General features: G+C 66.6%; 18 protein-coding genes. 6 read left to right on the top strand and 12 right to left on the bottom strand.

From position 1 onward, the window contains the following. Window positions 1–538: 538 nt before the first annotated feature. The 6 genes from ACIOU8_RS06960 to ACIOU8_RS06935 form a co-directional block, all read right to left on the bottom strand. Window positions 539–751 (bottom strand): hypothetical protein, encoded by a 213-nt coding sequence (locus ACIOU8_RS06960; protein ID WP_042538748.1) that lies wholly within the window; start codon window positions 749–751, stop codon window positions 539–541. A 156-nt stretch (window positions 752–907) separates the two neighbouring features. Then, a complete protein-coding gene (locus ACIOU8_RS06955) occupies window positions 908–1858 on the bottom strand; it encodes a M23 family metallopeptidase (RefSeq protein WP_400787471.1) in 951 nt (316 codons plus the stop codon). 71 nt (window positions 1859–1929) lie between these two features. After that, window positions 1930–2436, bottom strand: coding sequence for a hypothetical protein (locus ACIOU8_RS06950; RefSeq protein WP_400787469.1), 507 nt, complete (start codon window positions 2434–2436; stop codon window positions 1930–1932). Window positions 2437–2514: 78 nt separating this feature from the next. Next, entirely contained in the window at window positions 2515–3969 is a 1455-nt protein-coding gene (locus tag ACIOU8_RS06945; protein WP_400787466.1) for a sugar transferase, read from the bottom strand. A 129-nt stretch (window positions 3970–4098) separates the two neighbouring features. Beyond that, window positions 4099–5838: a DUF4012 domain-containing protein gene (locus tag ACIOU8_RS06940; RefSeq protein ID WP_400787463.1), complete on the bottom strand. Its 1740-nt coding sequence runs from the start codon at window positions 5836–5838 to the stop codon at window positions 4099–4101. Between the two features lie 73 nt (window positions 5839–5911). Next, on the bottom strand, window positions 5912–7990 hold the full coding sequence (locus ACIOU8_RS06935) for a hypothetical protein (protein ID WP_400787461.1): 2079 nt from the start codon (window positions 7988–7990) through the stop codon (window positions 5912–5914). 167 nt (window positions 7991–8157) lie between these two features. On the opposite strand from ACIOU8_RS06935, the gene ACIOU8_RS06930 reads away from it, so the two are divergent. Together ACIOU8_RS06930 and ACIOU8_RS06925 are read left to right on the top strand one after the other, a co-directional pair. Then, on the top strand, window positions 8158–9285 hold the full coding sequence (locus ACIOU8_RS06930; RefSeq protein ID WP_400787459.1) for a glycosyltransferase: 1128 nt from the start codon (window positions 8158–8160) through the stop codon (window positions 9283–9285). Continuing rightward, window positions 9282–10247 (top strand): glycosyltransferase family 4 protein, encoded by a 966-nt coding sequence (locus ACIOU8_RS06925; RefSeq protein WP_400787456.1) that lies wholly within the window; start codon window positions 9282–9284, stop codon window positions 10245–10247. The genes ACIOU8_RS06930 and ACIOU8_RS06925 overlap by 4 nt, the downstream gene beginning before the upstream one ends. Here ACIOU8_RS06925 and ACIOU8_RS06920 read toward each other — a convergent pair whose 3' ends face one another. From ACIOU8_RS06920 to ACIOU8_RS06900, 5 genes are all read right to left on the bottom strand, one after another. Further along, window positions 10248–11354: a glycosyltransferase gene (locus ACIOU8_RS06920; protein ID WP_400787454.1), complete on the bottom strand. Its 1107-nt coding sequence runs from the start codon at window positions 11352–11354 to the stop codon at window positions 10248–10250. Continuing rightward, the gene (locus tag ACIOU8_RS06915; protein ID WP_400787451.1) at window positions 11351–12400 is read right to left on the bottom strand and encodes a hypothetical protein; all 1050 of its coding nucleotides are present in this window, start codon (window positions 12398–12400) and stop codon (window positions 11351–11353) included. Before ACIOU8_RS06915 ends, ACIOU8_RS06920 begins: the two co-directional genes overlap by 4 nt. Window positions 12401–12488: 88 nt before the next feature. After that, window positions 12489–14174, bottom strand: coding sequence for an ABC transporter ATP-binding protein (locus ACIOU8_RS06910; RefSeq protein ID WP_400787448.1), 1686 nt, complete (start codon window positions 14172–14174; stop codon window positions 12489–12491). After that, entirely contained in the window at window positions 14167–15018 is an 852-nt protein-coding gene (locus tag ACIOU8_RS06905) for an ABC transporter permease (RefSeq protein WP_400787445.1), read from the bottom strand. Before ACIOU8_RS06905 ends, ACIOU8_RS06910 begins: the two co-directional genes overlap by 8 nt. 105 nt (window positions 15019–15123) lie before the next feature. Further along, entirely contained in the window at window positions 15124–16290 is a 1167-nt protein-coding gene (locus ACIOU8_RS06900; RefSeq protein WP_400787442.1) for a nucleotide sugar dehydrogenase, read from the bottom strand. A 40-nt stretch (window positions 16291–16330) separates the two neighbouring features. On the opposite strand from ACIOU8_RS06900, the gene ACIOU8_RS06895 reads away from it, so the two are divergent. After that, window positions 16331–18664, top strand: a complete 2334-nt coding sequence (locus tag ACIOU8_RS06895; protein WP_400787439.1) for a glycosyltransferase — start codon at window positions 16331–16333, stop codon at window positions 18662–18664. A gap of 16 nt (window positions 18665–18680) precedes the next feature. Here ACIOU8_RS06895 and ACIOU8_RS06890 read toward each other — a convergent pair whose 3' ends face one another. Beyond that, window positions 18681–19577, bottom strand: a complete 897-nt coding sequence (locus ACIOU8_RS06890) for a hypothetical protein (protein WP_400787436.1) — start codon at window positions 19575–19577, stop codon at window positions 18681–18683. A gap of 177 nt (window positions 19578–19754) precedes the next feature. Between ACIOU8_RS06890 and ACIOU8_RS06885 the strand changes: the two genes are divergently transcribed. Genes ACIOU8_RS06885 through ACIOU8_RS06875 form a run of 3 tightly spaced genes read left to right on the top strand, consistent with a single transcriptional unit; the run spans window position 19755 to window position 25543 of the window. Then, window positions 19755–20795 carry a hypothetical protein gene (locus tag ACIOU8_RS06885; RefSeq protein WP_400787433.1) on the top strand — a complete coding sequence of 347 codons (1041 nt, stop codon included), beginning with the start codon at window positions 19755–19757 and terminating at the stop codon, window positions 20793–20795. Window positions 20796–20810: 15 nt separating this feature from the next. After that, window positions 20811–23153, top strand: a complete 2343-nt coding sequence (locus tag ACIOU8_RS06880) for a glycosyltransferase (protein ID WP_400787430.1) — start codon at window positions 20811–20813, stop codon at window positions 23151–23153. An 11-nt stretch (window positions 23154–23164) separates the two neighbouring features. Continuing rightward, on the top strand, window positions 23165–25543 hold the full coding sequence (locus ACIOU8_RS06875; RefSeq protein WP_400787428.1) for a glycosyltransferase: 2379 nt from the start codon (window positions 23165–23167) through the stop codon (window positions 25541–25543). Window positions 25544–25824: the final 281 nt, after the last annotated feature.

The raw sequence follows: 25824 nt of genomic DNA, 5'->3' as shown, positions 1-25824 counted from the left end.
GCCACGGCCGATTTCACTTGCGCAAACCCGGGCGTGTCGCATTCGCTGCGCATCCGCTGAGCGCACACTCCCGCCGTCGGATCGACGCCTCTGACCGACGTCGCCGACGACCCCTCAGCGTGCTGAGGAGAGCGGGGCGAGGCATCCCCATGCCTCGCCCCGCTTGGGGAGGGCGTTCAGTGCGAGGGGGCACACCGAACGCGAGAAGCCCGGCGTGAAGGGACGCCGGGATCCTCGACCGAGGGCGCGGCGAAGCGACCGCCGCGCGGGCGGGATGACGTCGGAGCGCACAGAGTGCGCGCGTCGCACGATGATCCCCAAAATCGTTATCCCCAGTTTGACGCGGCGAGCCGCGTGAATTCGGGATGTCGAACCCCTTCGACATCCCTGATCGCAAGTTCCCCAGGCGATCATTGACCAGTCTATGCGAATCGGGTCGTGAAACGCGATACCGCCGGGCGGAATACTTGGTGCCGGATACAGAAGAGCGGCGACTCCCCCGGATGGAGGAGCCGCCGCTCGGTGCCAGTAGAGAGTCTTACTCGTTGCCGACGGCCTTGTCGGCGGTGTCGCGGATCTCGTCGATCTTGTCGGCAGCCCCGGGCGCGATCTTCTTGGCGAAGTCGGCGACGCCGTCGAGGACCTTGTCGCTGATGTCCTCGGCCTGCTCGCTCTTCACGGCCTCGGCGATCTTGTCCTTGTTCTGCTCGTACAGGTCTTTGCCCTTGTTGACAGTCTCATCGATACCCATAGCGGGCCCCCTTGTATCTGTTCTGATGCGGCGGATCCCCGACGCACGTTCATTCTGCACGGAACGGGGTGCCGGCGGAAGGTGTGCAGGCAGGAACGTCGTCGGACGCCGCCTGCGATGGCTGCAACGGGGTCACCCGATCGGAGATAGTCGACCTTACGACTGCCAGTAGTTCTTCTTAAACACAACTTGCTGCACCCTAATACCCGGATTGAGAGCGCGTATGTCGGCATATAGGCGCAACGGACCGGACAGGAAGTAAGGCAGGGTGTAGAGACCGTATGTCGGAGCGTTCGCTGTCGTGGCTTTTGTCGCCGGGACCTCGAGCATCGGCTGAGGCGACGTGCTCACAACGCCTCCGCTCGTATTGAGCGTCTGTGCAACTACGCGTACTTGGAAGCCTTTGGTGACCCCGGTCGCCGCGAGATAGAGCGACAGCTCGCCTGTCTCCTTGATGGTCGCGCTGCTCTCAGCCAGCCAAAAGGAACCAGGGGCCACCGGGATGCGAGCCCATGCTCCCTCCGGCAAGACAGCGTTCCACGACAGTGTCATTGACTTATGAGTGGGCACGGGGTCCTCCGGTGGTGGCGGGTACGGCGTGGCTTCGGCATAGTTCTCGAAGTCGACAGAATTAGTGAAACCGAGCTGGAGGGGCGTACCGCCGATCCAGAGGGAGACATGGACATGGGGGCCGTAGCCGGTATCGCTGCCGAAACCGGACGCGCCCGAATACGCGATCACCTGTCCGCGAGCCACACGTGCCCCCAACGGGACAGTGCTCGACTGCAGATGCAGATACCGGATGTAGTTGCCGTCGTCTGCCCGAAGCGCCAGGTAGCGTCCGGTGGCGGTCGTCGTGGAATCCTTCCGATCGACGATCACTCCGTTCGCAGCGGCCCGGATCTGCGTCCCGGTGATCACCGCATAGTCGGTGCCTGGCTCACCCGACGGTGGATTCCGGTTCTTATGTCCCTGCCAGGAACTCGAGATGCGGACGTCGCCGCACGGCCGAAGATAGGTTCCGGCTGCGGTCGCGCTGAGGCCCGGAGAGAACAGGTCGAGTCCGATGGCGGAAGCCCCGATCGCGGTGGACGCAGCGATCAGCATCGTGCGACGCGAGAGGGTCGGCCGCGGCGAGTGGCCGGTCGAGGGCTCGGAGTCCACCCCCGAGTCACACACTAGCGATCGCCGCCTTCGTTCTCGCCGCGGATCAGGTTCTCGATCTGCTCTTCGGGAAGCGGCTCGAGCGAGGCCGAAGACATGCCGAGCTCAGGTGCGGAAGGCGAGCCGCCGATCGTGCACTGGGCCTGCGCCTCGAGCCCCGAGGCCTGCGCCGGAACCAGCACGAGCCACTCGGGCGAGACCAGCCGCTGCTCGATGCGGGTGTCGTCGATGGCGAAGGAGACATCAGCCGGGAACGCCGAGAGCGTCGCGTCGATGCAGATCTGCGCCAGCTCCTCACCGGCGAATCCCCCGAAGTCATCGGAGGGAGCCTGTGTCGGCGCCGGCGCGGCCGAGGGCTCAGTGGTGGGCTCGGCGACCGACGGCGTGGGGTCGGGAGTCGAAGCCGTCGAGGTCGGCACTGGGCTGGACGCGCTCGGGGCCGCAGCGCAGCCCGAGATACCACCGACGAGGACGACAGCCAGAGCGCTCGCGGCGAGGCACCGAGCAAGGGGGGATCTCATGATTTTGAATGTACCCAGCGCCGGGCTTCAGTCGTGGATGCGACGCGGACAGTCGTCGGGAAACTTCGCGACTCGGGTTCAGTGCGCAGTAGCCCCGGGGGCGACCACCGTACGGACAGTGCGGAACAGAATGATGAGATCCTGCATGAGCGACCAGTTCTCGACGTAGTAGAGGTCGAGACGGATGGTCTCCTCCCACGACAGTGAGGAGCGTCCGCTCACCTGCCACAACCCGCTCATGCCCGGCTTGACGAGCAGGCGGCGATGCGCGAAGTCGTCGTAGAGCGCGACCTCCGTGGCACGCTGTGGCCGCGGACCCACGAGGCTCATGTGCCCGAAGAACACGTTGACCAGCTGGGGCAGCTCGTCGATGGAGTGCCTGCGGAAGAAGCGTCCGACCTTGGTGATGCGCGGGTCGTCGTTGATCTTGAACAGCGGCGTGCCGGCGGCGCCCTGCAGATCGAGGAGCGTCGCCAGCTGGTCGTCTGCGTCGGCCACCATCGAGCGAAACTTCAGCATGCCGAACGTGTGCCCTCCCCGGCCGATCCGCTCCTGACGGAAGAGGATGCTTCCCGGCCCGTCGATGCGGATCGCGATGGTCGCGATAAGGAAGACCGGTGACATGACGATGAGCAGCAACGAGGATCCGACGATGTCGAAGGCGCGCTTGAGGAAGCGCTTCGCCCCCTCCATCCTCGGGAAGTCAACGTGCACCAGCGGCAGACCGGCGACGGGGGTCGCATGCATGCGCGGCCCGGCGATATCCGTCAGCACCGGGGCCATGATGAGCTGGATGTCACGATCGGACACCGAGTAGCCCAGGCGGCGCATGGTCAGCGGGTCGAGGTCGTCAGACCCGACGATGATCAGCGCGTCGAAGCGCACCTCGTCGAGCACCCTCTCGACGTTGGCGATGTCGCCGAGCACCTCGAATCCCGAGATGTCAGCAGAGGAGGTGCTCTCGGTGATCACCCCGAGGATCTCGTACCCGCTGCTCTTGGCCCGGCGGATCTCGCGCCCCACCAGCGCGACCTTCGACGGCTCGCCGATCACCACCGCCCTGTGCAGATACCGACCGGTCTTCTGCCGCCCGCGCAGCCACTGACGACACATCCACCTCGACAGCAGAAGGAGCACCAGCCCCAGAGGGAAGACGACGGCGACGAGCGCACGGGAGAGCTCCATTCCGAGGAAGAAGGCGATGGCGACCGTGACCGCGAACACGCCGATTGACGCATTGACGATGCGGCGGTACTCATCCGCTCCGTGCCCGACGGTGTGGCGGTCGCGGGAATCCGTCACATCGAGAGCGATCAACCAGAGAAGGCCGATCACCGCGAGCACCACGAGATACGACACTCGCGGCCCGCCCGGCCAGGAGACACCGGTGAGCAGTCCCGGGAGCACAACGATCGCGGCGACGATCAGAGCGATCAGCACGACGATGACGTCGTTGTAGAAGAGACGACTTGCATAGAGCCGGGTCCAGGCGACTCGCCGCGGCTTCTTCACCTGAACCGGGGCGGTGCTCATCGGCTCACGCGAGGCGCTGGAACCACCGTGCTCGATTTGGACGACGACGACTCTCACCCCCCCCCTTGACCGCGCTGACGCCAGAACGCGAGCAAGTATATCGCTCTGCCTCAGAGTCCGGGGAAGACCTCAACGGGCGCAGTCGTCGGTGACGACGGGCTTCTCACCCCGCACCATCGGATTCGTCTGAACCGCGAGTGGTCCGTAGTCTCCGTCTGATCCGACGAATGTCGCCGTCACATCAACCGAATCTCCGGGGTCGAACCACGCCTCGAACGCGACGACCGGGCGACCGAGGTCGTCGATGTCGCGATGCATGACCGACACCTCGTCGCCGTTGAAGGTCGCATCGCTCAGCGTGGTTCCCGGAGGCCCGTAGATGAAGATCCAGTCGCGGAAGCGGGCACCGAAGGTCATGCTCTGCACGTAGCGAGGCAGCGCCTCAGCTTGCCGCTGGGTCAGGGGCAGCGTGAGCGACGCGGTGGCGGTGAACGTCGCCGCATCTGCCTCGCACACTGCCGTGGCCGTCGTCGCGGTCTCCGTGAAGTAGTCGATCTTCGAGCCGTTGCTGTTGTTGAAGTAGATGCCGACAGTCGTGGCATCCGAGTTGTCCGTCGGCAGAACGCCGCTGATCCTCTCGCCTTCGATCGCTGCGGCGACCTGAGCGTCATCGCTCCAGGCCAGCACGCTGCCCTGCGACGCACTCTCAGTGATCGCCCACAGCATGTCCTTCAGATCGAAGTCACCCGAGGCGATCTTGTCGAAGACCGCTGCCGCCGTGTCGGCAAAGAATCCATCCACGAGCTCGGGCTCCTTGTAGGAGTCCCAGCGCCCATAGACCTCGCTCAGCAGCAGCGAGACCGCATTCTCTTCGGAGAGCACTTCACCCGAGGCGAGTTCGATGGGGCCGGTCGCCTTGAGGATGCGCCCCAGCGCCAGCGGGTCGATCGAGATGACCCCGGCGATCTCATCGTCGGCGATGTCACGCTGCCACCAGGCACGCATGATCTTCGCCGCGGTGGGGAAGTCGGGGCGGCTCATGCTCGTGTTGATGTGGTCGATGAGATAGCTCGTGTACAGCTGGATGGCGCTCGGGGGCACCTCCACGTCGACGGCGACGCCGTTCTGGTAATTGCCGCTGTCGCCCTGCGCGCCGATCTCGATCGCACCCTCATCGACCTTCACGAGAGTCTGTGCGGCAGCACTTCCCCCGAGCGCGAGAGTCTCGGCGTTGTTCTGGAAGACGAGCAGATACTTGCGCTCGCCGTCGCCTCCAAGCAGTTTCGGAAGAACGCCGATCATGGGGGCGGCCGCCGACATCACCTCATCGACCTGATCGACGCCCTCGCGCACGACGGAGACGAGGAAGGGAGACTGGGAGACGGACTCCAGCCCATCGGCGAGCTCGGTGATGTGCGTCGCCTGATCGTCGGTGGCATCGAGAAGCCGCTCCGTGATCGAGCCGGTGGAATCCTCGTCGCCCATCACGGGCAGCGCGACATCGTTGACGAGCGTATCAAGCGACTGTGCCGCGAGACGCACCCCCTTGAGGTTGTCGCCCACGACGGGGATCCACTCCATGACCCACCACACCGGGTCGGATGCCGCGGCACCCGCGCTGGCGGCGCTCTCGGACAGTTCGGGGAGCACATCGTCGACAGAGCCACTACCGTCTTGGATCTGACCGATGAGCTCTTGGCTCTTGATCAGCCCGTCCTTCACGGTGATGGCTCGCAGTCCGACCCAGCACACCGCGAGCAGGAACGCAATCACGACGAGAGCGAGAATAATCCAGACACGACGACGTCGACTTGGACGGCCCGACTTCTGTTCGTCGATGCTCTGCGCATCCTGACGACCTGCGCTCATGGACGACGTGCCTTTCGTGCGGGAGTGATCTGGTGAATTGTAGTGGCGACACCTGAGGCAGTCTCTGCGGCAGTCACTCCGCTTCCGATGAGATGAAGACCGGAGACGCACCCAGGGTCAGCGTGACCGCACCGTCTTCGGGCTCGACCAATGTCGTGCTCCCGGACATGTCGGTGACTATCAGGGGCACTTCGGACGCGAAGCTGCGCTGCACCTCACCCTGCTTCGCCCACGCGATGCGGGTCTCGTCTTCTCCTGATCCGAAGACCTCGACCGTGGTCGTGTCATCCGATTCGTCTGAGACGAAGGCCCTGTCGTGCAGCTGGGTGATCATCAGAGCCTGAGCGAAAGCCCCGGGCTTCGGTGCGAGAGCGACGACGTCTGCCCGCGGCGAGTTCTCATAGAGCCCGAAGTTCGCCTCGCCCGCGGCGGGGTCGGGGGTGTCATTGACGAGGTCGTACCAGAAGTACTTCTCGACGCCGTTCGCGAAGGCGAGGGCCTGATTGCGCACCATCATCTGCCCCTGCTCGAGCAGCGAGACGCCGTCGTAGTGCGTGGGGAATCCCATCTCGGTGACCCACACCGGGCGTGTCTCCCCCGCGACCTCTTGCATGTCTGCGTAGGACTGCTGCACGGTTCCGGCGATCAGATCGGCATCGCGGTTGATCCATGACTCGTACGGGTGGTAGCTCGCCGCATCGGTCACAGCCATGCCGCCGGCATGCCAGAATCCCGCGAACCACTCGCCGTCGTAGAGGGCGGTGGAGCCCGTGACGATCGGGAGATCCGGATACGCGGGGCTGACCTGGTCGCGGACGGACTGGGCGATGGGCACGTAGCATGCCGGCGCCGGGCCGCACGCAGTGTCATTCTCGCGATGGTTGAACTCGTTCAGCACCTCGAGACCGACGAGGTCGAACCTGTCGGCGACGGCCTTCGCATAGGCGCCGTAGGCCTGGATCGCCGCCTCATTGCCTGGCGCCTTTCTGGCGCCGTAGAGCCTGTTGCCGTACACGACGAGGCCCAGCAGCTTCACGTCGTTCGCGTGCATGCGCTCGAACTCGCGTACATAGTTCTCGTCCCACACGTACTGGCCGGCGACCTTCTCGTTGCGCTCCCATGAGATGTCGTTGCGAACCTCGGCGAAGCCGATCGCGGCTGCCAGAGATCCGGTTCCGACGAAGGGATCTTTCTCGACGTGGGCTCCCACTCCGAAGCGCCCGTCCTGGGTCACGGCAAAGCCATCGGCGTCGATCACAGCGACGTCCGTCTGGATCTGGCGACCTGCGGAATCGTTGACGGCGACCGTGTAGTGCCCCTGCGATACTCCGGTCAACGGCAGGGCTGACAGCGGGCCAGTGGACCCGAATTCGCCGGTGATCGGCTCGCCACCGGCCGTCGACGTGGCGCTCCACTGCACGGGTCCCTCAGCGAGCGAGACAGCGAGCAGGGCGGATTCATCGGTCATGATCAGGGAGTCGTTGACGATGCCGGCCGGGGTCTGCACCGCTTCGAACGATCCGTTCGGCACGAGGTTGTCGCTGCCGGCCGCGGTGATCGACACGTCGTCGATCCCGAAACCTCGCACTGCACCGGAGAGCACGACATCGAACGTCGATGCGGCAGCCTGATCGGCCGCCGATGTGAACGGGAACTCGACCGTCTCCCACTCGGCATCCAGCTCGGGAAGGGTGAAGGTCTGGCCTGCCGCGTTCAGGCGAACCCCGGTCTCGGTCTTCTCTTCGGCGAGCACCCGCACCGAGAGGCTGAGCGTGTAGTCCGTGCTCGGAGCGAGCGCGACAGGAGCGGACGCAGCGATGATGTCCGCGTCGTCAGACGGAGCATCCACCCGCAGCGACACAGCGCCCTGCGCGGCGTCACCGACCTCGGGAAGAACCGTGCCGACCACTCGGCGGTCCGCGAGCGTCCATCCGTCGATCGATGCCCGGGCGACGTTCGTGACAGGAACCACGGCCGGCGGGTCGGTGACGACGGGGTCGGAAGTGGCATCGGGCGATGGCGATGCGTCGGCGCGAGGCTGCGCCTGCTGTCCGGAGATCACCATCGCAGCCGCGGCGCCCCCACCGACAAGGAGCACGGTGACCGCGCTCGCGATGATGATCGTCTTCTTCGTCGCGCGCAGAGCCATCATGTCCTTTCCCCCCGAATGTTCGCTTCCAATGTATCGGGTCGTACTCGGGACTAACCTGACAGCGGCCCGGGGCCCGTGCGCTGAGAACTTCCCTAGACTCGACGCATGCTTGCAGAGGGTCGGCCCAGACTGTGCGCCCGCGTGCCCTGTGGTGCGAGGTCGGCGCTGTGAGCGGTGTGCTGGTGCACGAATGGCTCGCTCCGAGAGGCGGCTCCGAGAACGTCTTCGAGTCCCTCAGCGAAGTGTTCCCCGATGCCGCCCGCTACTGCCTGTGGAACGACAGCGACGGCCGTTTCGTCGTCGACGGCGAGACGTGGCTGGCCCGCACACCGCTGCGCAGCAGCAAGGCCGCGGCCGTCGGGCTGATGCCTCTCGCCTGGCGCACTCTTCCGAGCGTGGATGCGGACTGGGTCCTCACGAGCTCGCATCTTTTCGCACACCACGCGAGATTCGCCGGCGCCGGGCGCAGCGCCCCGAAGCTCGTGTACGCCCACACCCCGGCTCGCTACATCTGGAACCCCGAACTCGATGTGCGCGGCGACACCTTAGCTGCGAGGGCCGCAGCGAAGATGCTCAAGGGCCTCGATCGCAGGCGAGCCCAGGAACCGGTCGCGATCGCCGCGAACAGCGTGTTCGTGCAGAAGCGCATCGCCGAGGCGTGGCATCGCGAGAGCACCGTGATCCACCCGCCCGTCGATGTGACCGGCTTCCTCCGCGCACCGGAACCGAACGAGCGCGACGAGGACGCTCTCGCGCGTTTGCCCGAGACCTTCCTCCTCGGCTTCTCTCGGTTCATCCCCTACAAGCGGCTGGATCTCGTGATCGAGGCCGGCATCGCCGCGGACCTGCCCGTCGTGCTCGCAGGTGCGGGACCGGACGAGGCTCGTCTGCGCTCGTTCGCCGAGGAGCATGCACCCGGTCGAGTCTTCTTCGTGAGGTCACCGGGAGCGGAACTCTATCGCGCACTGCTGCAGCGCTGCATCGCGCTCGTCTTCCCCGCGGTCGAGGACTTCGGCATCGTGCCCGTCGAGGCCATGGCAGCAGGTCGACCTGTGATCGCCGCAGCCGTGGGCGGCACGGCCGAGACCATCGTCGACGGCAGCACCGGCGCCTTCGTCGAGAGCTGGTCGCACGACGAGATGCGCCGCGCAGTCGAGGTGGCAGCCGGCGTCTCACCCGACGCGTGTCGGGCGCAGGCGATGAAGTTCTCCGAAGCGGTGTTCGCCGATCGCATCAGGCACTGGGTGGCGGAGTCGGTCGAGGGCGCACGCCCGTCGGAGGCGAGAAGCGCATGACCGTTCTCGTCGACGACCGGTATCGCGGCACGCACGGCATCGGCCGCTACGCCGCAGAGGTTCTCCCCCGACTGACGTTGCCCTGGGAGTCCCTGCACCTCGGTGGTACGCCGTTCTCCGCGGTGGATGCGTTCCGCTCGGTGGGGGCGGCGACCGCGCCCGATGCCCTCGTCTACTCACCGGGCTACGGCGCGCTCGTGCGCGCTCGCAAGCAGCTGCTGACGCTGCACGATCTCATCCAGCTGAGCAGCCCGGGGCTCGGCCGCTGGAAGTTCGCGGCCTACTACTCCGGTCCGGTCAGAAACGTCGTCCGGCGAGCCGGCGTCGTGCTCACCGTCTCCGAGACGTCGGCTCGAGCGCTTCGCTCGTGGGTGCGGGACGACGACGTCGAGATCGTCAACGCGGGCAACGGATGCTCGGACGCCTTCCACCCACGCGCAGGCGCGCTGCAGCAGTCCGATCCCTACGTGCTGTTCGTCGGCAACGGACGCGCCCACAAGAATCTCGACGTCATCCTCGACGCGCTGGGCGCGGTGCGTGATGTGCGCCTCGTCGCCGTGGTCCCCGAACGCGAGATCGCCGACCTCGAGGCCAGGGCGACGCACCGGCGCGTCGACGCCAGAGTGCGCTGGGTGAGCGGCGTCGACGACGAGAAGCTGGCTGATCTCTACCGGGGGGCTGCGGCGACCGTGATGCCCTCGACACTCGAAGGGTTCGGACTTCCCGCCCTGGAGTCGATCCGCTGTGGCACACCTGTCGTGTACTGGGCCGGGTGCGAATCCGTCGAGGAGATCGTCGGAGACCGCGGTCATGCGCTGGACTCCGCCGACGATGCGCACGAGTGGGCGCTCGCGCTCACCGAGGCCGTCGCCGCCCAGGGTCGAGTCTCGCCGCCCGAGGGCTACGACTGGAACCGCACCGCGGCGATCATCTCAGAGACGATCACCCGGCTGCACGACTGACTAGGCTCGGCGTCCCCGGACAGACCAGAGAAAATCCTCGAGCGAATCGGTCTTGCGCTCCCACGATGCGGAGGACGCAGCTTCGCCGCCGGCGCGATTCGGCGACGTCTGTGCGAGCGCGCGTTCCAGTGCGGCATCCGCATCGCTGTCGTCTGTGTACACCTCGATGCCGAGATCGGATGCTGCGCGGATGCCGGGGGTCTCGCGCGCCACGACGGCGAGCCCGGCTGCGAGGTACTCGTAGAGCTTCATCGGGCTGCGGCCGGCGTTGAGCGGACTGTCGGAGAGCGGCAGAAGGCCGACGCGCGCCGTGTGCAGCAACGCCGGAACCTCGTCGTAGGGAACGGGCCCGACGATGTCGATGTTCGACGGCACGGACCGCGTCGGGCGGGCGGCTGGTCCGGCGATGACAAAATCGACGTCGGGTCGTGCTCGCGCCCAGACCTCGACGCGGTGCCAGTCGAATCGGTCGTCGAGCGCCCCGACATAGACGCACCGCGCCGCACGGGGACCATCTTCGGCGACCTGCGGTGCGAAGCGGGCGACCTCGGCCCCGTTCTGCAGCACGAGCGAGGGGATGCGCAGCGCTCCGAGTCCTCGCAGGACTTCGTCCGAGGTGGCGATCACACCGTCGACCTCGTCGAGTATGCGTCGCTGCAGGCTGTGTTTCAGCCCGTCGGGATACATATCGGTGGGCCGGTAGATCACACGATTCGAGAGCGATCGCACGGAAGCATCCCACAGCAGCGGCTGATCGATGAGCACGGCGTCGAATCCAGCAGAGATGCGCTCACGCTCCAGTATCCGAGCAACGCTGGGCACTCCGACCGGCGCTGGGAGGATCGTGCGCGGGACCACCTGCAGAACTCCATCGTCGTCGCGCCGTGCGCGACGCGGCACGCATGCCAGGTGCTGTCGATCCACACGTCCGGTCAGGCGATGGATGAGGGAGATCGGAGTGCTCAGGTGCACGACGTCCGCTCCGCGCGCGGAGAGCACGCGAGCGTAGTGGTGGCTGCCGACCCGGAAGGCGCCGAACGGATGGCTGTGCGAGAGGAACAGGATGCGCGCGGGCGGGGCGCTGACTCGCGCCGCGGCGTCGGTCATGCTCGCGCCCTGCGCACAGCGTCGCGGATCTCGTGCTGAATGTCTTCGAGAGTCGCCGCCGCGATGCGCACGCGCTCGGAGACCTCCGCCGCGCGTTCCGGCGTCGGGAAAAGAGCCGCGTGCATGCGCGTCGGATCGCTCGCCGACGAGTCGACGGAGACGCCGTGCAGCCCGATGGCCGCGAAGGCTTTCGTGATCTTCATCGTGGGTCGGGGAACCAGTTCGAGGGGAACCGCCCCGCTCAGAGACGCGAGCACGAGCACGTGCATGCGGTCGCTGATGACGATCTGCGCCGCGTCGTAGCGTTGGCGCAGGCGCTCCTCCTGCACGAGGGGATCAGAGTCACCCCAGGGCTCGAACTCACCGCCGAGCAGCTGCGCGAGCGCACGCGCTCGGCCCTCGTCTTCGCGCACCTGCACGACGGTGCGGATCGAGAGTCCGGCACGATCGGCGGTCTCACGCACCGCGCTGAGCCACTCTGCATCCGGCAGCGGGCGCGCGCCGCGCAGACTCACCAGCAGCTCGGAGCGTTCGCTCCAGGGGAGACCGGGGCGCGCACCGGCGGAGAATCCGATGTCCGGCGCGAGTCGGCCGCATCGCGCAGTCGTCAGCGTCGCCTCGTCGCGCCACAGCGTCACCTGCGAGAGACGAGCCGCCAGGCGATGAATGGCGAGGGCCGGCCACGAGGGCGCGCGGATGCCGCGCGGCGGCCGGACGACGATCCCGCCCTTGAGTCGGACCATGAGAGTCTCGGCCAGGAAGACGAGCTCTCTGAGACCGTTGCCGCGGTCGAGCGGGATCTCACCCGCTTCGAACACCAGGACGGGGTGACGTGGAGCCACAACGAGAAGCCGGAGCCAGCGAGGCACCGACTTCTTGTACCGCAGCACGACGGCCTCAGCAGGCAGGCCCAGCTGGGTCAGCCAGACATCGGGCGCATCTCCGGTGTAGGCGACCAGCTCGTCGCTCGTGCCCATCGCCCAAGCGAGGGTCTCGCGGCGGATCAGCGCGTCACCGATGTTGCCTGCGGGTCCCGTGAGCGACACGAAGGTTCGGGTGGCGCGGGACGCTCTGGACGATCGTGAATCCGGGCGGCGCATGAGGTGAATCTCCTCGCTCCGATTCATCGGGCGCTCAGGGGGTCTCTGTGCCGGTTCCGGGCTCGAAGACGGGGGGCGGGTTGATCACCGGCGGCGTCGTCGGGTCGGGCGTCGGCTCGGTGGGCGGTGTGGTCGGCTCCGGCTCCGGCTCTACAGGAGGTGCCGGCTCGGAGGGGGTGACCGGCTCAGGCTCACTCGGCTGCGAGGGACGCGGGTCGGGCCGGGGCTCCTCGTAGTCGGGTTCTTCGGTCTCGACCGGCAGCACGCGCGTGACCGTGACGGGCGCGCTGACTCGCACGCCATCCTCATTCTCGGCGGTCACCGTGTAGACAACGGACTCCGTGGCGCAGGAGAACGGAACGGCTCGATCGGTGAGATTCGCCGGGAGGGCTGCGGCGATCGGAAGCTCGAGTGCGTCGACCTGCGCTTCTCCTGCCCCGATCGCGACACTCTCTGCGTCGTCGATCTGCCAGCTCAGCAGCACCTGTGCGTCTTCGGCCTCTTCCGAGGCGCATTCGATTGTTGCCGTATTCGCGGTGAAGTTCTTGATCACCGGATCCGCCGCGGGGGTGGACTGCTCAGGCGTCGGACGCGCTGGCGGCTCGGCGTCTACCGGTGCTGCGACGCTGCTCAGCGTTCCGATAATCGCACCGGCGGCCACAGCGAGCAGCACGGCGACGCCGGAGAGCACCATCAGCAGCACACTGCGTTTTCTCGTTCGTCTCTCGGCCCGACGGTGACGGTCGCGTCGAGCGAGCGCTCGTGGCTCCCCAGCGCCAGACGAGATCGCGGCGGCACCGGGCACGCCGCCCGTCGAGCGAGCGCTCTGCGGATGTTCGATGCCGCCGGCGTCGAATCCGACGGCGACGGGGGCGTTCTTCGTCGAGGGCCTGGGCGCGGAGGCCGCGCCCACGGCGTTGGATCCCGGGTTCTTCGTCCAGGCGATGTACTCGTCGATGACGTCCTCGGTGGGGCCGTCAGCAATGAGCTCGCCCTTGTGCACCCACAGCACCCGCTCGCAGGTCTCCTTCAGCGAACTGGTGGAGTGGCTGACGATCATCACCAGACCGGCACTGGAGCGCAGCTCGTTGATGCGCTTCTCGCTCTTGGTCCGGAATCGCCGATCTCCCACGGCGAGCGCCTCGTCGATGAGGAGGATCGAGTGCGCTTTCGCCGACGCGATCGCGAATCGCAACCTCGCCGCCATACCGGAGGAGTACGTGCGCATGGGGTGATAGATGAAGTCGTTGAGCTCCGCGAAGTCAGCGATCTCGTCGACGTGCTCGGCCGCTTCCTCCGGGGTGAAGCCCATCGCCAGCAGTCCGAGGCGGATGTTGTTCTCGCCCGAGAGCTCGGGCACGAGAGCCGCGTTCACGCCGAGGAGCACCGGACGCTCTCGGGCGAAGATGTGCCCCTCAGAAGGCGGGATGAGCCCGGTCATCGCCCGGAAGAGTGTCGACTTTCCCGAGCCGTTATGTCCGACGACGCCGATCGACTCGCCCTCTGTCGCCGTGAAACTCACTCCGCGCAACGCGGGTACTGTCTGAAGGTCTCGTCCGCCTTTGAGTGAGCGCAGGCTGAACAGCGATTCGCGGGTGGTCATCCGCTTGCCCGATGCGTAGACGCGGTAGTTGATGTGCACATCGTCGGCCACGATCATGGCGCGGGGCGCCTGATCGGCGATGGCTGGCTGCTGCCCGGGGAGAAGAAGATCAGTCACTGAGGCCATACTTCGGTTCGGCTTGCCAGAAGTAGATCACGCCGCCGACGAGCAGCACCAGTGCCCAGATCGGAGCCGCTATCCAGGCGAGCAGCGGAGCTGTGTAGCCCTCGAGCAGTACGTCGCGGGCGATGGCGATGAACTCGTAGATCGGGTTGAGGTGCACGATGGTCAGCAGTGTCGGGTAGTCGGCGAGCGCTCCGTCGACATCGAAGAAGATACCGCTGGCGTAGAACAGCACACGAGTCACGATCGGGATCAGCTGTTGAACATCTCTCGTGCGCACAGATATCCGAGCGACGACGAGGGCCACCCCGAAGTTGAACACGCCCATGACCGCGAGGACCGGGATAATGAGCAACCATGACCAAGAGATCGGCTCGCCCAGGATGAGCAGAAGTATGCCCAGCAGCAGCACCACGGGAATCATCCGCATCGCCTGCTCGACGATCACGGAGAGCGGGAGCAGGACGCGTGGGAAGCCGAAGCTCTGCACGAGCTTGCTGTTGCTCGTGATCGCCTTCGAGCCGTTGCCGAAGCAGCCGGTGAAGAACTCGAAGATGAAGACCCCGACGATGAGGTACTGCACGAAGTTCTCCGGGCGGGCGGGCCCCGAGAGGATGAAGTGGAAGATCACGCCATACGTGATCGCGAGCGCGAGCGGCTTAAGGACGATCCACAGCACACCCAGGCGATTCGGCAGCAGACCCGAGAGCAGCCTGCTGCCGGCCAGTCGCACGGCGAAGGCGCGAAGTCTCCACGTCTCTGCCAGATAGTCGCGCAATGGAGGGCGTGTGCCCACCTCTGTCAGACCGGCGGTCGCGGGCACAGCCATCGCTCCCATTCGGAATCCTCTACCTCTCTCTACCCCGATGCGCGGTGAGTCTGCACCCGGGCGACATATCGGATCATGCTACCCCACATGGCGATTCCGTCGCCCGGAGGCGACTCAGTCGCGGCCGTAGATGTCGCGGGTGTAGATCTTGTGGGCGACATCGTCGAGCGCATCGGTCGAGCGGTTGGCGACGATGACATCGGCCCGGGCTTTGAACTCGTCGAGATCGCGCACGACCTCCGAGTGGAAGAACTCGTCCTCGTCGAGTGAGGGCTCGTAGACGACCACCTCGACGCCCTTCGCCTTGATGCGCTTCATGATGCCCTGGATCGACGACGCGCGGAAGTTGTCGGACCCGGACTTCATGACGAGGCGGTAGACACCGACGGTGCGGGGTTCTCGGGCGAGGATGTCGGTGGCGACGAAGTCCTTGCGTGTGCTGTTGGCATCGACGATCGCGGCGATGAGGTTCTGCGGCACCTTGGAGTAGTTCGCCAGCAGCTGCTTGGTGTCCTTCGGCAGGCAGTATCCGCCGTAGCCGAAGGAGGGGTTGTTGTAGTGCGACCCGATGCGCGGGTCGAGTCCCACGCCCTCGATGATCTGCTTCGTATCGAGCCCGTGCACGACCGCGTAGGTGTCGAGCTCGTTGAAGTACGCCACGCGCAGCGCCAGGTAGGTGTTGGCGAAGAGCTTGATCGCCTCGGCCTCGGTCGACTCGGTGAGCAGCACCGGCACGTCGGTGGCGATCGCGCCCTCGAGCAGGAGGGCGGCGAAACGCTCCCCGACGGGACCCCGGTCACCGACGACGATGCGCGACGGATAGAGGTTGTCGTGCAGCGCGCGGCCCTCACGGAGGAACTCCGGCGAGAAGACGATCGTCGACTGCGGATGCTCCGCCTTCATGCGCGCGGTGAACCCCACCGGCACAGTCGACTTGATCACGATGGCGGCGTCCGCGTTCACCGCGAGCACGGTGTCGATGACCCCCTCGACCGACGAGGTGTCGAAGTAGTTGGTGACCTCGTCGTAGTTCGTCGGCGTCGCGACGACGACGAAGTCGGCATCCCGGTAGGCCGAGGCAGCGTCGACCGTCGCCGTGAGGTCGAGCTCATGCGTGGCGAGGTAGTCCTCGAGCTCGACATCGGCGATGGGCGAGACTCTGCGGCTGAGCATCTCGACCTTCGCGGGGTCGATGTCGACGGCGAACACCTCGTGGTGCTGGGCGAGGATGACGGCGTTGGACAGGCCGACGTATCCGGTCCCTGCGATGGCGATCTTCATTACCTCAGGCTATATCGGCCCGCGGATAGACTCGTCCGCGATGACACTGCGCCCTCTGCTCACCATCGTCATGCCTGTCTCGGGTGACGACGCGACTGTCGCGACGGCTCTCGAGAGCGCCGTCGCGCAGACTCTCGTCGACATCGAGATCGTCTGCGTCGACGACGCGTCGACCGACGGCACCGCCGCCGTGCTCGAGCGCTTCCGGCAACGCGACCCGCGCGTCCGCGTCGTGCGCCATGAGCGCAACCTGTCGGCGTTCCAGGCCCGCCGCACCGGGGTGCTCGCGGCGAGCGCCGAACGTGTGATCTTTCTCGACGGAGACGACGAGCTGACGCCGGATGCCGCGGCGACCGCGGTCGCGCAGGCCGAGGCGATGGATGCCGACATCGTCGGTTTCGGCGTCACCGTGGTCGAGCGAGACGGCCGCACCGGCAGCCCCTACGAGGTGCGGCTGCAGCCGCCGCAGCATCCGCTCACCGGCCACGACGTGCTGAGTGGGCTCTTTCCCATCGGCAAGCCTGCGCAGGGCCAGCTCTGGCGATTCCTCTTCCGCACCAGCGTGCTGCGCGAGGCCTACTCCCTGGTGCCCGAAGACCTCGTGCTGCCCCGCGTCAACGACCTTCCGCTGCTCTTCCTCGCGGCGACGCTCGCGACGAGCTACGCCGCTGTTCCCGACAAGCTCTACCGCTACCATTTCGGTCGCGGCGGCAGCGGGCACCGTGTCGACACGGTCGAACGCGCGCAGTTCTACACTGGAGCGATCAATTCGGTCGATGCGATCGGGTCGGCCGTCGATGCCCTCGCCGTATCTCATGCCGACTCAGGCCTCGTGCGCGACACCTATGAATCCGTGCGCCTGTCGATCATCGGGTACGTGTGCTTTCAGCTCGTCGAGCACAGCGATGACGCAGTGCTCGACAGCGCTCTCGCGCACCTGCACACGGTCGCCAGCGGGCAGGACATCGTGCACGCCGCTGCGCGGTTCTATCCGGCGACCCTCAAGGCCCTGAAGTTCCACACGACGTGGCAGGGCCTGCCCGAGCGCCCCGCGCGCAGCATCCTGCTCGTCACGTCGACTGTGCGCACCGGGGGCGTCTCCGCAGTACTCTCCTCGCAGGCGCGTTACCTGCACGAAGCGGGCTACCGCGTGACCGTCGTGGCGCGCAACGGCGGCAGCGACGCGAGCGCACTGCCCGATGGCATCCCGTTCATCGAGCTGGCCTCACGCGCGCTGCCGGCCCAGCTCACGCAGTGGGCTGAGCTCTGCCGAGCACACGATGTCGATGTGGTCATCGACCATCAGGTGCTCTACATGGACACCTGGCCGGAATTCGCCCTCGTGGCGCGAGCCGAGGGCGCGGCGACGATCGGCTGGCTGCACAACTTCGTCGCTCGACCCGTGTACGACGGCAACGATCGGCTGACACTCATCGAGCGGTGCAGCCCGACGCTCGCCCAGCTCGTCACGCTGTCGCCGCTCGACGTCGCCTACTTCCGGCTGCGCGGCATCGAGCACGTGGCCTACCTGCCCAACCCTCCATCTCCCCTGATGCTCGAGTCGGCGGATCACGCGAGTGCGAAGCCCGCGCCGTCTGGGCGACTCGAATTGGTGTGGTGGGGACGGCTCGAGCAGCGGACCAAGCAGGTGCGTGAGCTCGTCGAGGTGGGCGCGCAGCTGCGCGCGCTGGATGTGCCGTTCGCCCTCACGATCATCGGCCCCGACTGGGATGACGTCACCGCGAAGAAGCTCAATGCGCTCGCACGGCGGCGCGGCGTCGGTGACGCTGTCACCGCGGTCGGACCGCTGCGGGGCGCTGCCCTGGTCGCCGCGATCGACTCGGCTGATGCCTTCATCTCTACGAGCATCATCGAGGGGTACCAGCTCACGATCGCCGAGGCACAGGTGCGAGGGCTGCCGGTGTTCATGTACGAGCTGCCCTGGCTCACACTCGTGCAGGAGAACCAGGGCGTCGTCTCCGTGCCGCAGGGCGACGCGCGGGGGCTCGCCTCTCGGCTCGCCGAGACGCTCGCGGACCCAGCACACTATGTGCAGCTTTCGCGCGCCTCGTTGGACGCTGCGTCACGGGCGCGCGAGGACGACTTCGCTCAGCTGTATGTCGACCTGGTCACCGGTACGCTCCCGCCGAGATTCTCACCGCAGCCGACACTCGACGACGCCAGCCAGCTGCTCGGACTGCTGGTGTTCTTCGCGGAGCGCGCGGAGGGTCGCACCCTCGCATCCACCGATTCGTCGACATGGGGCAAGCGCGTCTGGCAGTCGGCAGCGCCGCTCGGGCGAGCGACGCTGCGGCGCGTCCCTGGGCTGCAACCACTTGCGCACCGCGCGAAGAGATGGCTCGGCGCGCGCTGAGCCATCCCGTCCAGCGTTACGCCACGGCGTCCATCGCCGTATGGATTCGCGCGGTGAGGTCTGCGATCTCGGCGCGGGCAACAGTCACCGCAGGTGCGAGCCTCGGCAGATGCGTCTCGAACCGCGCGGCGAAGTCGCCGAACTGGTCATACCGACCGACGAGGTCGCCGAGTCCAACAGCTGTCAGCAGGCGTGAGATCTTGCTCGGGTCGGTTCCCGAACCGATCGGATAAGCACCCTCGGTCGCACCGATGATGAGGCCGTGCGCCCGGTCACTGATGACGACGAGCGACTGCCGGTACACCGCGCGCACGTAGTCGTCGAGCGCGTCGTGCCGCATGCTCGAGGGCGTCACGTACTCGCCGCCGAGAGCGCGCGCGAGGCGAACTGCTCGCGGCGCGTCGCGCGCCACCTGCGCCACGGTGACGATGCGGGTCTGCATCGCGACCGCGAATGCCCGCACTGCTGCGAGCCACTCTTCCCCCGGCCACCCACGGTCGAAGCGCATCGTCACCGCGATGAGTGGCCGCTCGGCTGCCGGCGCCCAGTCGTCGACAGAAGCACCCTCTGAGTACGCCCAATCCGGAGCGAAATCGCCGAAACCGGCACCATCGCGCGACCCCCGGTCCCGCCACGACATCACCGATGCCTCACGCATGACCCGGTCGAAGGCGACACCCTGCAGCCTGTTCACGTTCTTGATGCCGATGCCCGCGAAGATCAGCGCCCCTCCCGCGTCGAGTGCGCGCGCACACTCAGCAGCACGTGCCGGAACAGGAAAGTGACCCGTACGCGGGTTGATCTCGCCGGCGTTGAACGCAAGCACCGGGCGAGCCGTCGCGGCTTCGGCAGCCGACCAGGCCGTTCGAGCGCTGTAGATGGTCAGGTCGGGCGCAGGTGTGAACCCCGCCATGAAATCGCTCGTCGCTTCCCCGAAATGGAGATGCACATGCCGTCCCGGGCCGCGCAGTGCGGCGAGATATGCCAGTCGCAATGCAGAGTCGCCGAGGTTGTCGTCCTGCCCGCTGAGATGGGCGAAGACATGCTGAGTCGGTTTCACAATCACTGCACCCCACTATATGGTGGCTCTGTGCTCTCCGTGCCCGTTCCCATGACGGTGGCAGCGACTGAACAGGGCGCGACCGAGGCTTCCGTTCCGACGGTGCTCGTCACATCGCGTCCCCCGCGTTTTCGGGTCGACTACGTCGACCAGCTCATCGGCGACGACTCCGAGGGTCGGGCACCGAAGGATGCCGTGCTGGAGTTCCGCACGGACCCCTTTCGCGCACACGGGGTAGATGTGATCCATCTGACCGACATCGCCACGGTCCTCGGAGACCATGGCGCACGTGTGCGCACGAGGCGTGCGAAGCGCTTCGTCAGGCTCCTGCGGCGCCGACGCATCGCGCTCGTGCGGACCCTCCGAGGAGAGGTGGCGAGTCGCCGCGGCTCTCGAGCCGAGGCCATTGTGGACGGCGCCGCGACCACGGTGCTGGCCTTGTACCCCATGACTGCGGCGGATGGACGATCGGCGCAGGTCGTCGCCCACAGTCACCTGCGCGATCGGTTCCTCGGCTTTCCTCGGCAGGAGGCCGTCCCAGGGCGCATGCTGATCACGGCGGTCACAACGCTGCACCCATCGTGCCGAACCGCCCTCGCCGTGTTCGGCGTCGCAGACCTTCCCGACTGGACGCTGCGCGTCGCGGGGAAGGTGCCGGACGAGCACGAGGCAGCGTACATGCGCACCCTCGCTGATCACCCCGCCTCGATCTCACTCCGTGACGAGCTCATGTCCGATGCCACTTGCGTCTCCGAGGTGAGTCAGGCCGAGATCGTGATCATCGGAGCAGCCGAGGCCTACGAGTCGCAGAGCATCCTCATGCTCGCCCTGTCCTTGGACCGGCCGATAATCGTGGAAGACACGGAGCAGACGCGGTCGCTCGCCGAGGAGGTCGGCACCTCCTGGGTGCGACGTCACACCGGCCCGTTGACAGCTGACGCTCTCGAGAAGACACTCGCCGCATTCCGAGCGGACCCTCCCACCGGCCGGCCGAACCTCGATTCGCGTGCACCCAACCTGATCAGCGCGCAGTACGGCGCCGTGTATCGCGCCGCTGCAGTAGCGCGCTGACCCGCACCCACTCCCATGAAGACGCCCACGACTCCTCCCTTCGTCTCGTTCATCATCGCTGCGAATGCAGACGCAGACGCCGTCGACCGCAGCATTCGATCCTGTCTCGCACAGTCACTCACCCAGATCGAGGTCGTGTGTGTCCTTTCCGGCGGGACCTACTCCGTCGCGACGGACCTCTCCTCCGACGAACGCGTCGTCACCATCACTGAGCCTTCTGATTCAGCTCACGTGCAGCTCCGTCGGGCGGGCGCCGAGGCTGCGAAGGCGTCGTATGTGCTGCTGCTCGAACCTGGAGACGAAGTGCAGCGTGGCACGGCGATGCGCCTTCATCGCCGCGCCGTGGAGTCACGTGCTCAGCTCGTCGGATTCTCCCTCCCGGCGACAGAGGCTCACCGCGACCGCGGGAAGCGCTCCGCCGAGGCTGGCCTCCTCCACGGAGCCGACATCCTCCGCACGCTCGTCCCTCGAGACACGGCGGCCGAGCTGGAAATCTCGCGTCACCTGTTCGAGACTCGTCTGCTCAGACAGGCATACGCCGCAACGCCCACTGGCCACCCCGTCGACGAACGCGCCACCGTGTTTCTCGCCTATGCATCGGCCACGTCGTACGCGGCTGTCAGCACAGTGCAGGATCTCCACCGTCCGCCCCGACCCAATGTCGAGGTTGAGCCGGAGCGCCGCCTCGAGCGGGCGCTGCATCGCATCACGTCGTTCCGGACCATCGAGGCGATCATCCGCGAGCGGGCTCGTCACAGCTCCGACCCCGAACCGCTGCTCGATGGCTACACCGCGGGCTATCTCACCATCATCGGGGAAGCGCTCGACGCCTTCACCGCGCTCCCACCGGAGACGCGCGCTCGCGGGTACGAGGAATTGCGTTCCTTCGTCGCCGACCTCGACATCATCTCGGCCGCCGTGACGTTCGCTCCCGACGCTGTCCCCGTGCTCGTCGCTCACGGGGAGCGCCTCGAACTCGGTCGCACTCCGGTACGCAGCGTGCTGTTGACAACCAACGTCCTGACCACGGGCGGGGTCTCCGGCGTGCTGCTCACGCAGGCGCGATTACTGATCGAAGCCGGGTACCGGGTGACGATCGTCACGCACCGCGCGGGGAGCGCCGAGTCGCTCGTTCCCGAGGGCGCGACTCTCGTGCAACTGACCGGCACCAGCCGACGTCAGCGCGTGATGCAGTGGGCACAGCTCTGCCGACGCTTCGACGTCGATGTGGTCGTCGATCACCGCATCCTCTACTCGCGTGATTGGCCCTCATTCGCGCTGGCTGCCCGCGCAGCGGGGTCGGCGACCATCGGCTGGGTGCACAACTTCGCCGGGCGTCCCACCTACAACGGAAACGACCTGCAGTCCCTGTTGCAGACCCACCTTCAGGCGCTCGCACACCTGGTGGTGCTCTCTCCGCTGGATGTGGCGTTCTGGAAGCTACGGGGCATCCGCCATGTGAGCTACCTCCCGAACCCGCCGTCGCCGTTCCTCCTCAACGCGGGCGAAGCACGCGGTGCGAAGCCGGCGCCGCTCGGCCGGCGTCTGGAGCTCGTCTGGTGGGGTCGACTCGAAGAGCACACCAAGAAGGTCACGCAGCTCGTGGAGGTCGCGTCGGCACTGCAGCGACTCGGCGTCGACTTCCGCTTGCGGATCGTCGGTCCCGATTGGGCGGACATGAGTGCGGATCGTATGCTGGCTCTCGCCGCGACCCGCGGCGTCGCCGAGCGTATCGAGACCACCGGGCCGCGGCACGGCGCGGACCTGCTCGACCTGATCGACTCGTCTGATGTCTTCGTCAACGCGAGCATCATCGAGGGCTATCCCCTGACGCTGCCGGAGGCGCAGTCGCGCGGCCTTCCGGTCGCGATGTACGACCTGCCGTGGCTCTCCCTCATTCAGGGCAACGCGGGAGTCATCACCACGCCCCAGCAAGATCCAGAAGCTCTCGCCGTGGCGATCGCCGACCTCGCCGTCGATCCGGCGCGGTACGAGTCGATGTCCCGCGCCTCGGTGGCAGCTGCTGCCGAGGCGACCTCGCACGATTTCGCGCAGCTCTACCAGCAGCTGCTGCGCGGGGGGCTCCCGGCGGACCACTCCCCCGAGCCGACGTTGGAGGACGGACGCAAGGTGCTCGAGCTGCTCGTCTTCTTCGCCGAGCGAAGCACCCCACCCCCCCGTCCCGTACCGGCTCGGTCGACGACGATCGCACCCGCACTCCGCCCTCGATCGCGGACCCTGGCTCTCGGCCGTCGCGTCGAACGCGGGCTGGCCCCGCTGGGCCGCCGCATCATCGATGCAGCCCCCTGGCTGCGACCGGCAGCGACGAAGGTCAAACGCCTACTGCTGCGCCGATAGCGAGAGATCACATGAACGCGACTCCCCTCGTATCCATCGTCGTCCCCGTCTTCAACGACGCGGACGTGATCAGCAGCGCACTCGACAGTTGCGTTCGACAGACTCTCACCGCCATCGAGATCATCGTCGTCGACGACGCGTCGACAGACGACACTGCCGCGATCGTCGAACGCCACATCGCGAGAGACCCTCGCATTCGGCTGATCCGTCACGAGCAGAACGCTTCGGCTTACCAAGCACGTCACACCGGGATCCTCGCAGCGAGGACCGATCACCTGCTCTTCCTCGACGGCGACGATGAGCTCGCCGAGACCACCGCCGAGGCGGCGCTCGCGAAGGCTACAGCGACCGGCGCGGATCTCGTGCAGTTCGGAGTGGACGTCGTCCATCTCGACGGGCGCACCGGCGGGCTCTTCGAGTCGCGTCTGCAGCCGAAGCACTCGACGCTCACCGGAAGCGGCGTGCTGCGTAACCTTTTCCCGCTCGAGCGTCCCGCTCAGGGGCAGCTGTGGCGCTACCTGTTCCGCACGCGCCTCCTCGTCGATGCTTACGCCCTCATGCCTGCAGACCTCGTGCTCCCAAGGGTCAACGACCTACCGATCATGTTCCTCGCGGCAGCACTGGCCAGACGCTTCGAGTCAATCCCCGATCGTCTGTACCGCTATCACTTCGGGCGCGGTGGGAGCGGTCAGAAAGTGCGCGATCTCAGCACTGCATCGTTCTACGCGGGCGCCATCCGATCCATAGATTCGATCGAGCCCGCGGTTCGACAGATCGCCAGCACGAGCGCTGAATCCGGTCTCGTGCTCACGAGTTATGCGTCCGTCCGACGCGCCATAATCGGCTACACCACGCGCTATCTTGCGGAGCACACGCGCTCGGATCTGCAGGGTGCGGTGTTCGCCGACCTGTACATGCGTGCGTCTGCCAGCGACATCGTGCAGTCCACCGCACTGCACGGGCCCGAGGCGATAGACACACTCGCCGCGCACGGTGACGCGATCGACCTTGCACCTCGACCGGTGCACAGCATCGTTCTCGCAACGAACCACCTGCGCACCGGCGGGATCTCGGGCGTAGTGATCTCTCAGGCACGTGTGCTGCAGGCGGCCGGGTTCCGGGTGACGGTCGTCGCACGTGAACCTGGCAGCGACCTCTCGAGCCTTCCGGCCGGGGTGGGGTTCGCTGAGGTGTCGACAGACACCCTCGCCACCGCGCTCGCGCAGTGGGCCGAGGTATGCGCGCACCACGAAGTGGATCTGGTGATCGATCATCAGTGGCAGTACTCCACGTCGTGGCAGGCCTTCGCCCTCGCAGCGCGCGCAGAGGGTGTCGCCACCATCGGGTGGTCGCACAATTTCGCCGGTCGATCGCTGCTGCTCGGTCTCGATCGTCTCGAATCCGCCCCGCGCTACTTCCCCCTTCTCTCGCACCTCGTCGTGCTCTCACCGCTCGACGTCGCGTTCTGGAAGCTGCGAGGGATGCCGCGCGTGTCCTACCTGCCCAATCCGCCCTCCTCGAACCTGCTCGCCGCAGGCATCGTGGCCGCGCCCAGGCGCGCGTCTACGGGCCGCCGGGTCGAACTCGTCTGGTGGGGGCGTCTGCAGGAGCGAACCAAACGTGTGAGCGAGCTGATCGACGTGGCTGAGCACCTCGACCGGATGGGCGTCGATTTCAGGCTCCGGATCATCGGCCCCGACTGGCGCGACATGACGGCCGTCCGGTTGAACGGACTGGTCGAGGAACGGGGACTGGGTGACCGAGTCCAGGCCGTTGGACCTCTTCGTGGTGCCGCGCTCCTCGCTGCGGTCGACTCGTCCGACCTCTTCGTGAACACGAGCATCATCGAGGGCTACCCGCTCACCATTCCTGAGGCGCAGTCGCGAGGTCTCCCGGTCGCGATGTACGACCTGCCGTGGTTGGCCGTGACCCGCGAAAACGGAGGCGTCGCGACGACGAAGTGGGGGGATGCCGAGGCACTCGCCCGACAGGTCGCCGAGATCGTGGCCGATCCGTCCCGCTACGCACGCATGTCCGATGCCTCGCTGGTCGCGGCTGGTCGAGAACTGTCCCACAATTTCCCCTTGTGGTACCACGAGCTGGTCACTGGCACGCTGCCGTCCGAGCTGTCGCCCGAACCCACCCTCGCCGACGTCCGACAGATCCTCGAACTGTCCATCATGCTCGCCGAGCAACATGCGGCAACGCGCGCTCCTTCTCGGAGAACGAATGTGCGTAGCGGAGGCGAAGACGCCGAAACGAGCAAGCGAGGGGCGCTCGCACGACGCATCTCACGAAAGACGACCCCGGCGGCACGGGCGGTGCTCGCCCGTGCGCCGTGGCTGAGACCGGCCGCCGAGCGTGTGCGGCGTGCGATCACCTCTGCATGAGCGCGGACGACATCGAATAGCATCAGACAAAACGCCATATCAGGGGGAATCGTAAGTGTCGGTAGCAGGACTGAAGAAAACGGCGCGGGCTCAGTACATTGAGGCACGTCGCGTGTACGCCACGAGCGCGTTGTTCAGGAGCGGGATATTCGACCATTCCTACTACTCGGAGATCGTCCAGCTGAAGGGGCAGACTCCCCGCCAGGCGATGCAGCACTATCTAGCTCACGGCATCGGGTCGGGATTGTCTCCGCACCCGCTGATAGAGATCGAGTTCTTTC

The sequence above is a fragment of the Microbacterium sp. NPDC087589 genome, from assembly GCF_044743635.1.
Taxonomy (GTDB): domain Bacteria; phylum Actinomycetota; class Actinomycetes; order Actinomycetales; family Microbacteriaceae; genus Microbacterium.
This window is presented reverse-complemented; position numbering and strand designations above follow the sequence as displayed.

Coding starts and splice junctions, on each gene's coding strand:
- ACIOU8_RS06925 (WP_400787456.1), top strand. CDS start 9,282: ATGACCGTTCTCGTCGACGACCGGTATCGCGGCACGCACGGCATCGGC.
- ACIOU8_RS06950 (WP_400787469.1), bottom strand. CDS start 2,436: ATGAGATCCCCCCTTGCTCGGTGCCTCGCCGCGAGCGCTCTGGCTGTC.
- ACIOU8_RS06920 (WP_400787454.1), bottom strand. CDS start 11,354: ATGACCGACGCCGCGGCGCGAGTCAGCGCCCCGCCCGCGCGCATCCTG.
- ACIOU8_RS06940 (WP_400787463.1), bottom strand. CDS start 5,838: ATGAGCGCAGGTCGTCAGGATGCGCAGAGCATCGACGAACAGAAGTCG.
- ACIOU8_RS06880 (WP_400787430.1), top strand. CDS start 20,811: ATGAAGACGCCCACGACTCCTCCCTTCGTCTCGTTCATCATCGCTGCG.
- ACIOU8_RS06945 (WP_400787466.1), bottom strand. CDS start 3,969: ATGAGCACCGCCCCGGTTCAGGTGAAGAAGCCGCGGCGAGTCGCCTGG.
- ACIOU8_RS06875 (WP_400787428.1), top strand. CDS start 23,165: ATGAACGCGACTCCCCTCGTATCCATCGTCGTCCCCGTCTTCAACGAC.
- ACIOU8_RS06905 (WP_400787445.1), bottom strand. CDS start 15,018: ATGGGAGCGATGGCTGTGCCCGCGACCGCCGGTCTGACAGAGGTGGGC.
- ACIOU8_RS06895 (WP_400787439.1), top strand. CDS start 16,331: ATGACACTGCGCCCTCTGCTCACCATCGTCATGCCTGTCTCGGGTGAC.
- ACIOU8_RS06890 (WP_400787436.1), bottom strand. CDS start 19,577: ATGGCGGGGTTCACACCTGCGCCCGACCTGACCATCTACAGCGCTCGA.
- ACIOU8_RS06935 (WP_400787461.1), bottom strand. CDS start 7,990: ATGATGGCTCTGCGCGCGACGAAGAAGACGATCATCATCGCGAGCGCG.
- ACIOU8_RS06955 (WP_400787471.1), bottom strand. CDS start 1,858: ATGCTGATCGCTGCGTCCACCGCGATCGGGGCTTCCGCCATCGGACTC.
- ACIOU8_RS06960 (WP_042538748.1), bottom strand. CDS start 751: ATGGGTATCGATGAGACTGTCAACAAGGGCAAAGACCTGTACGAGCAG.
- ACIOU8_RS06900 (WP_400787442.1), bottom strand. CDS start 16,290: ATGAAGATCGCCATCGCAGGGACCGGATACGTCGGCCTGTCCAACGCC.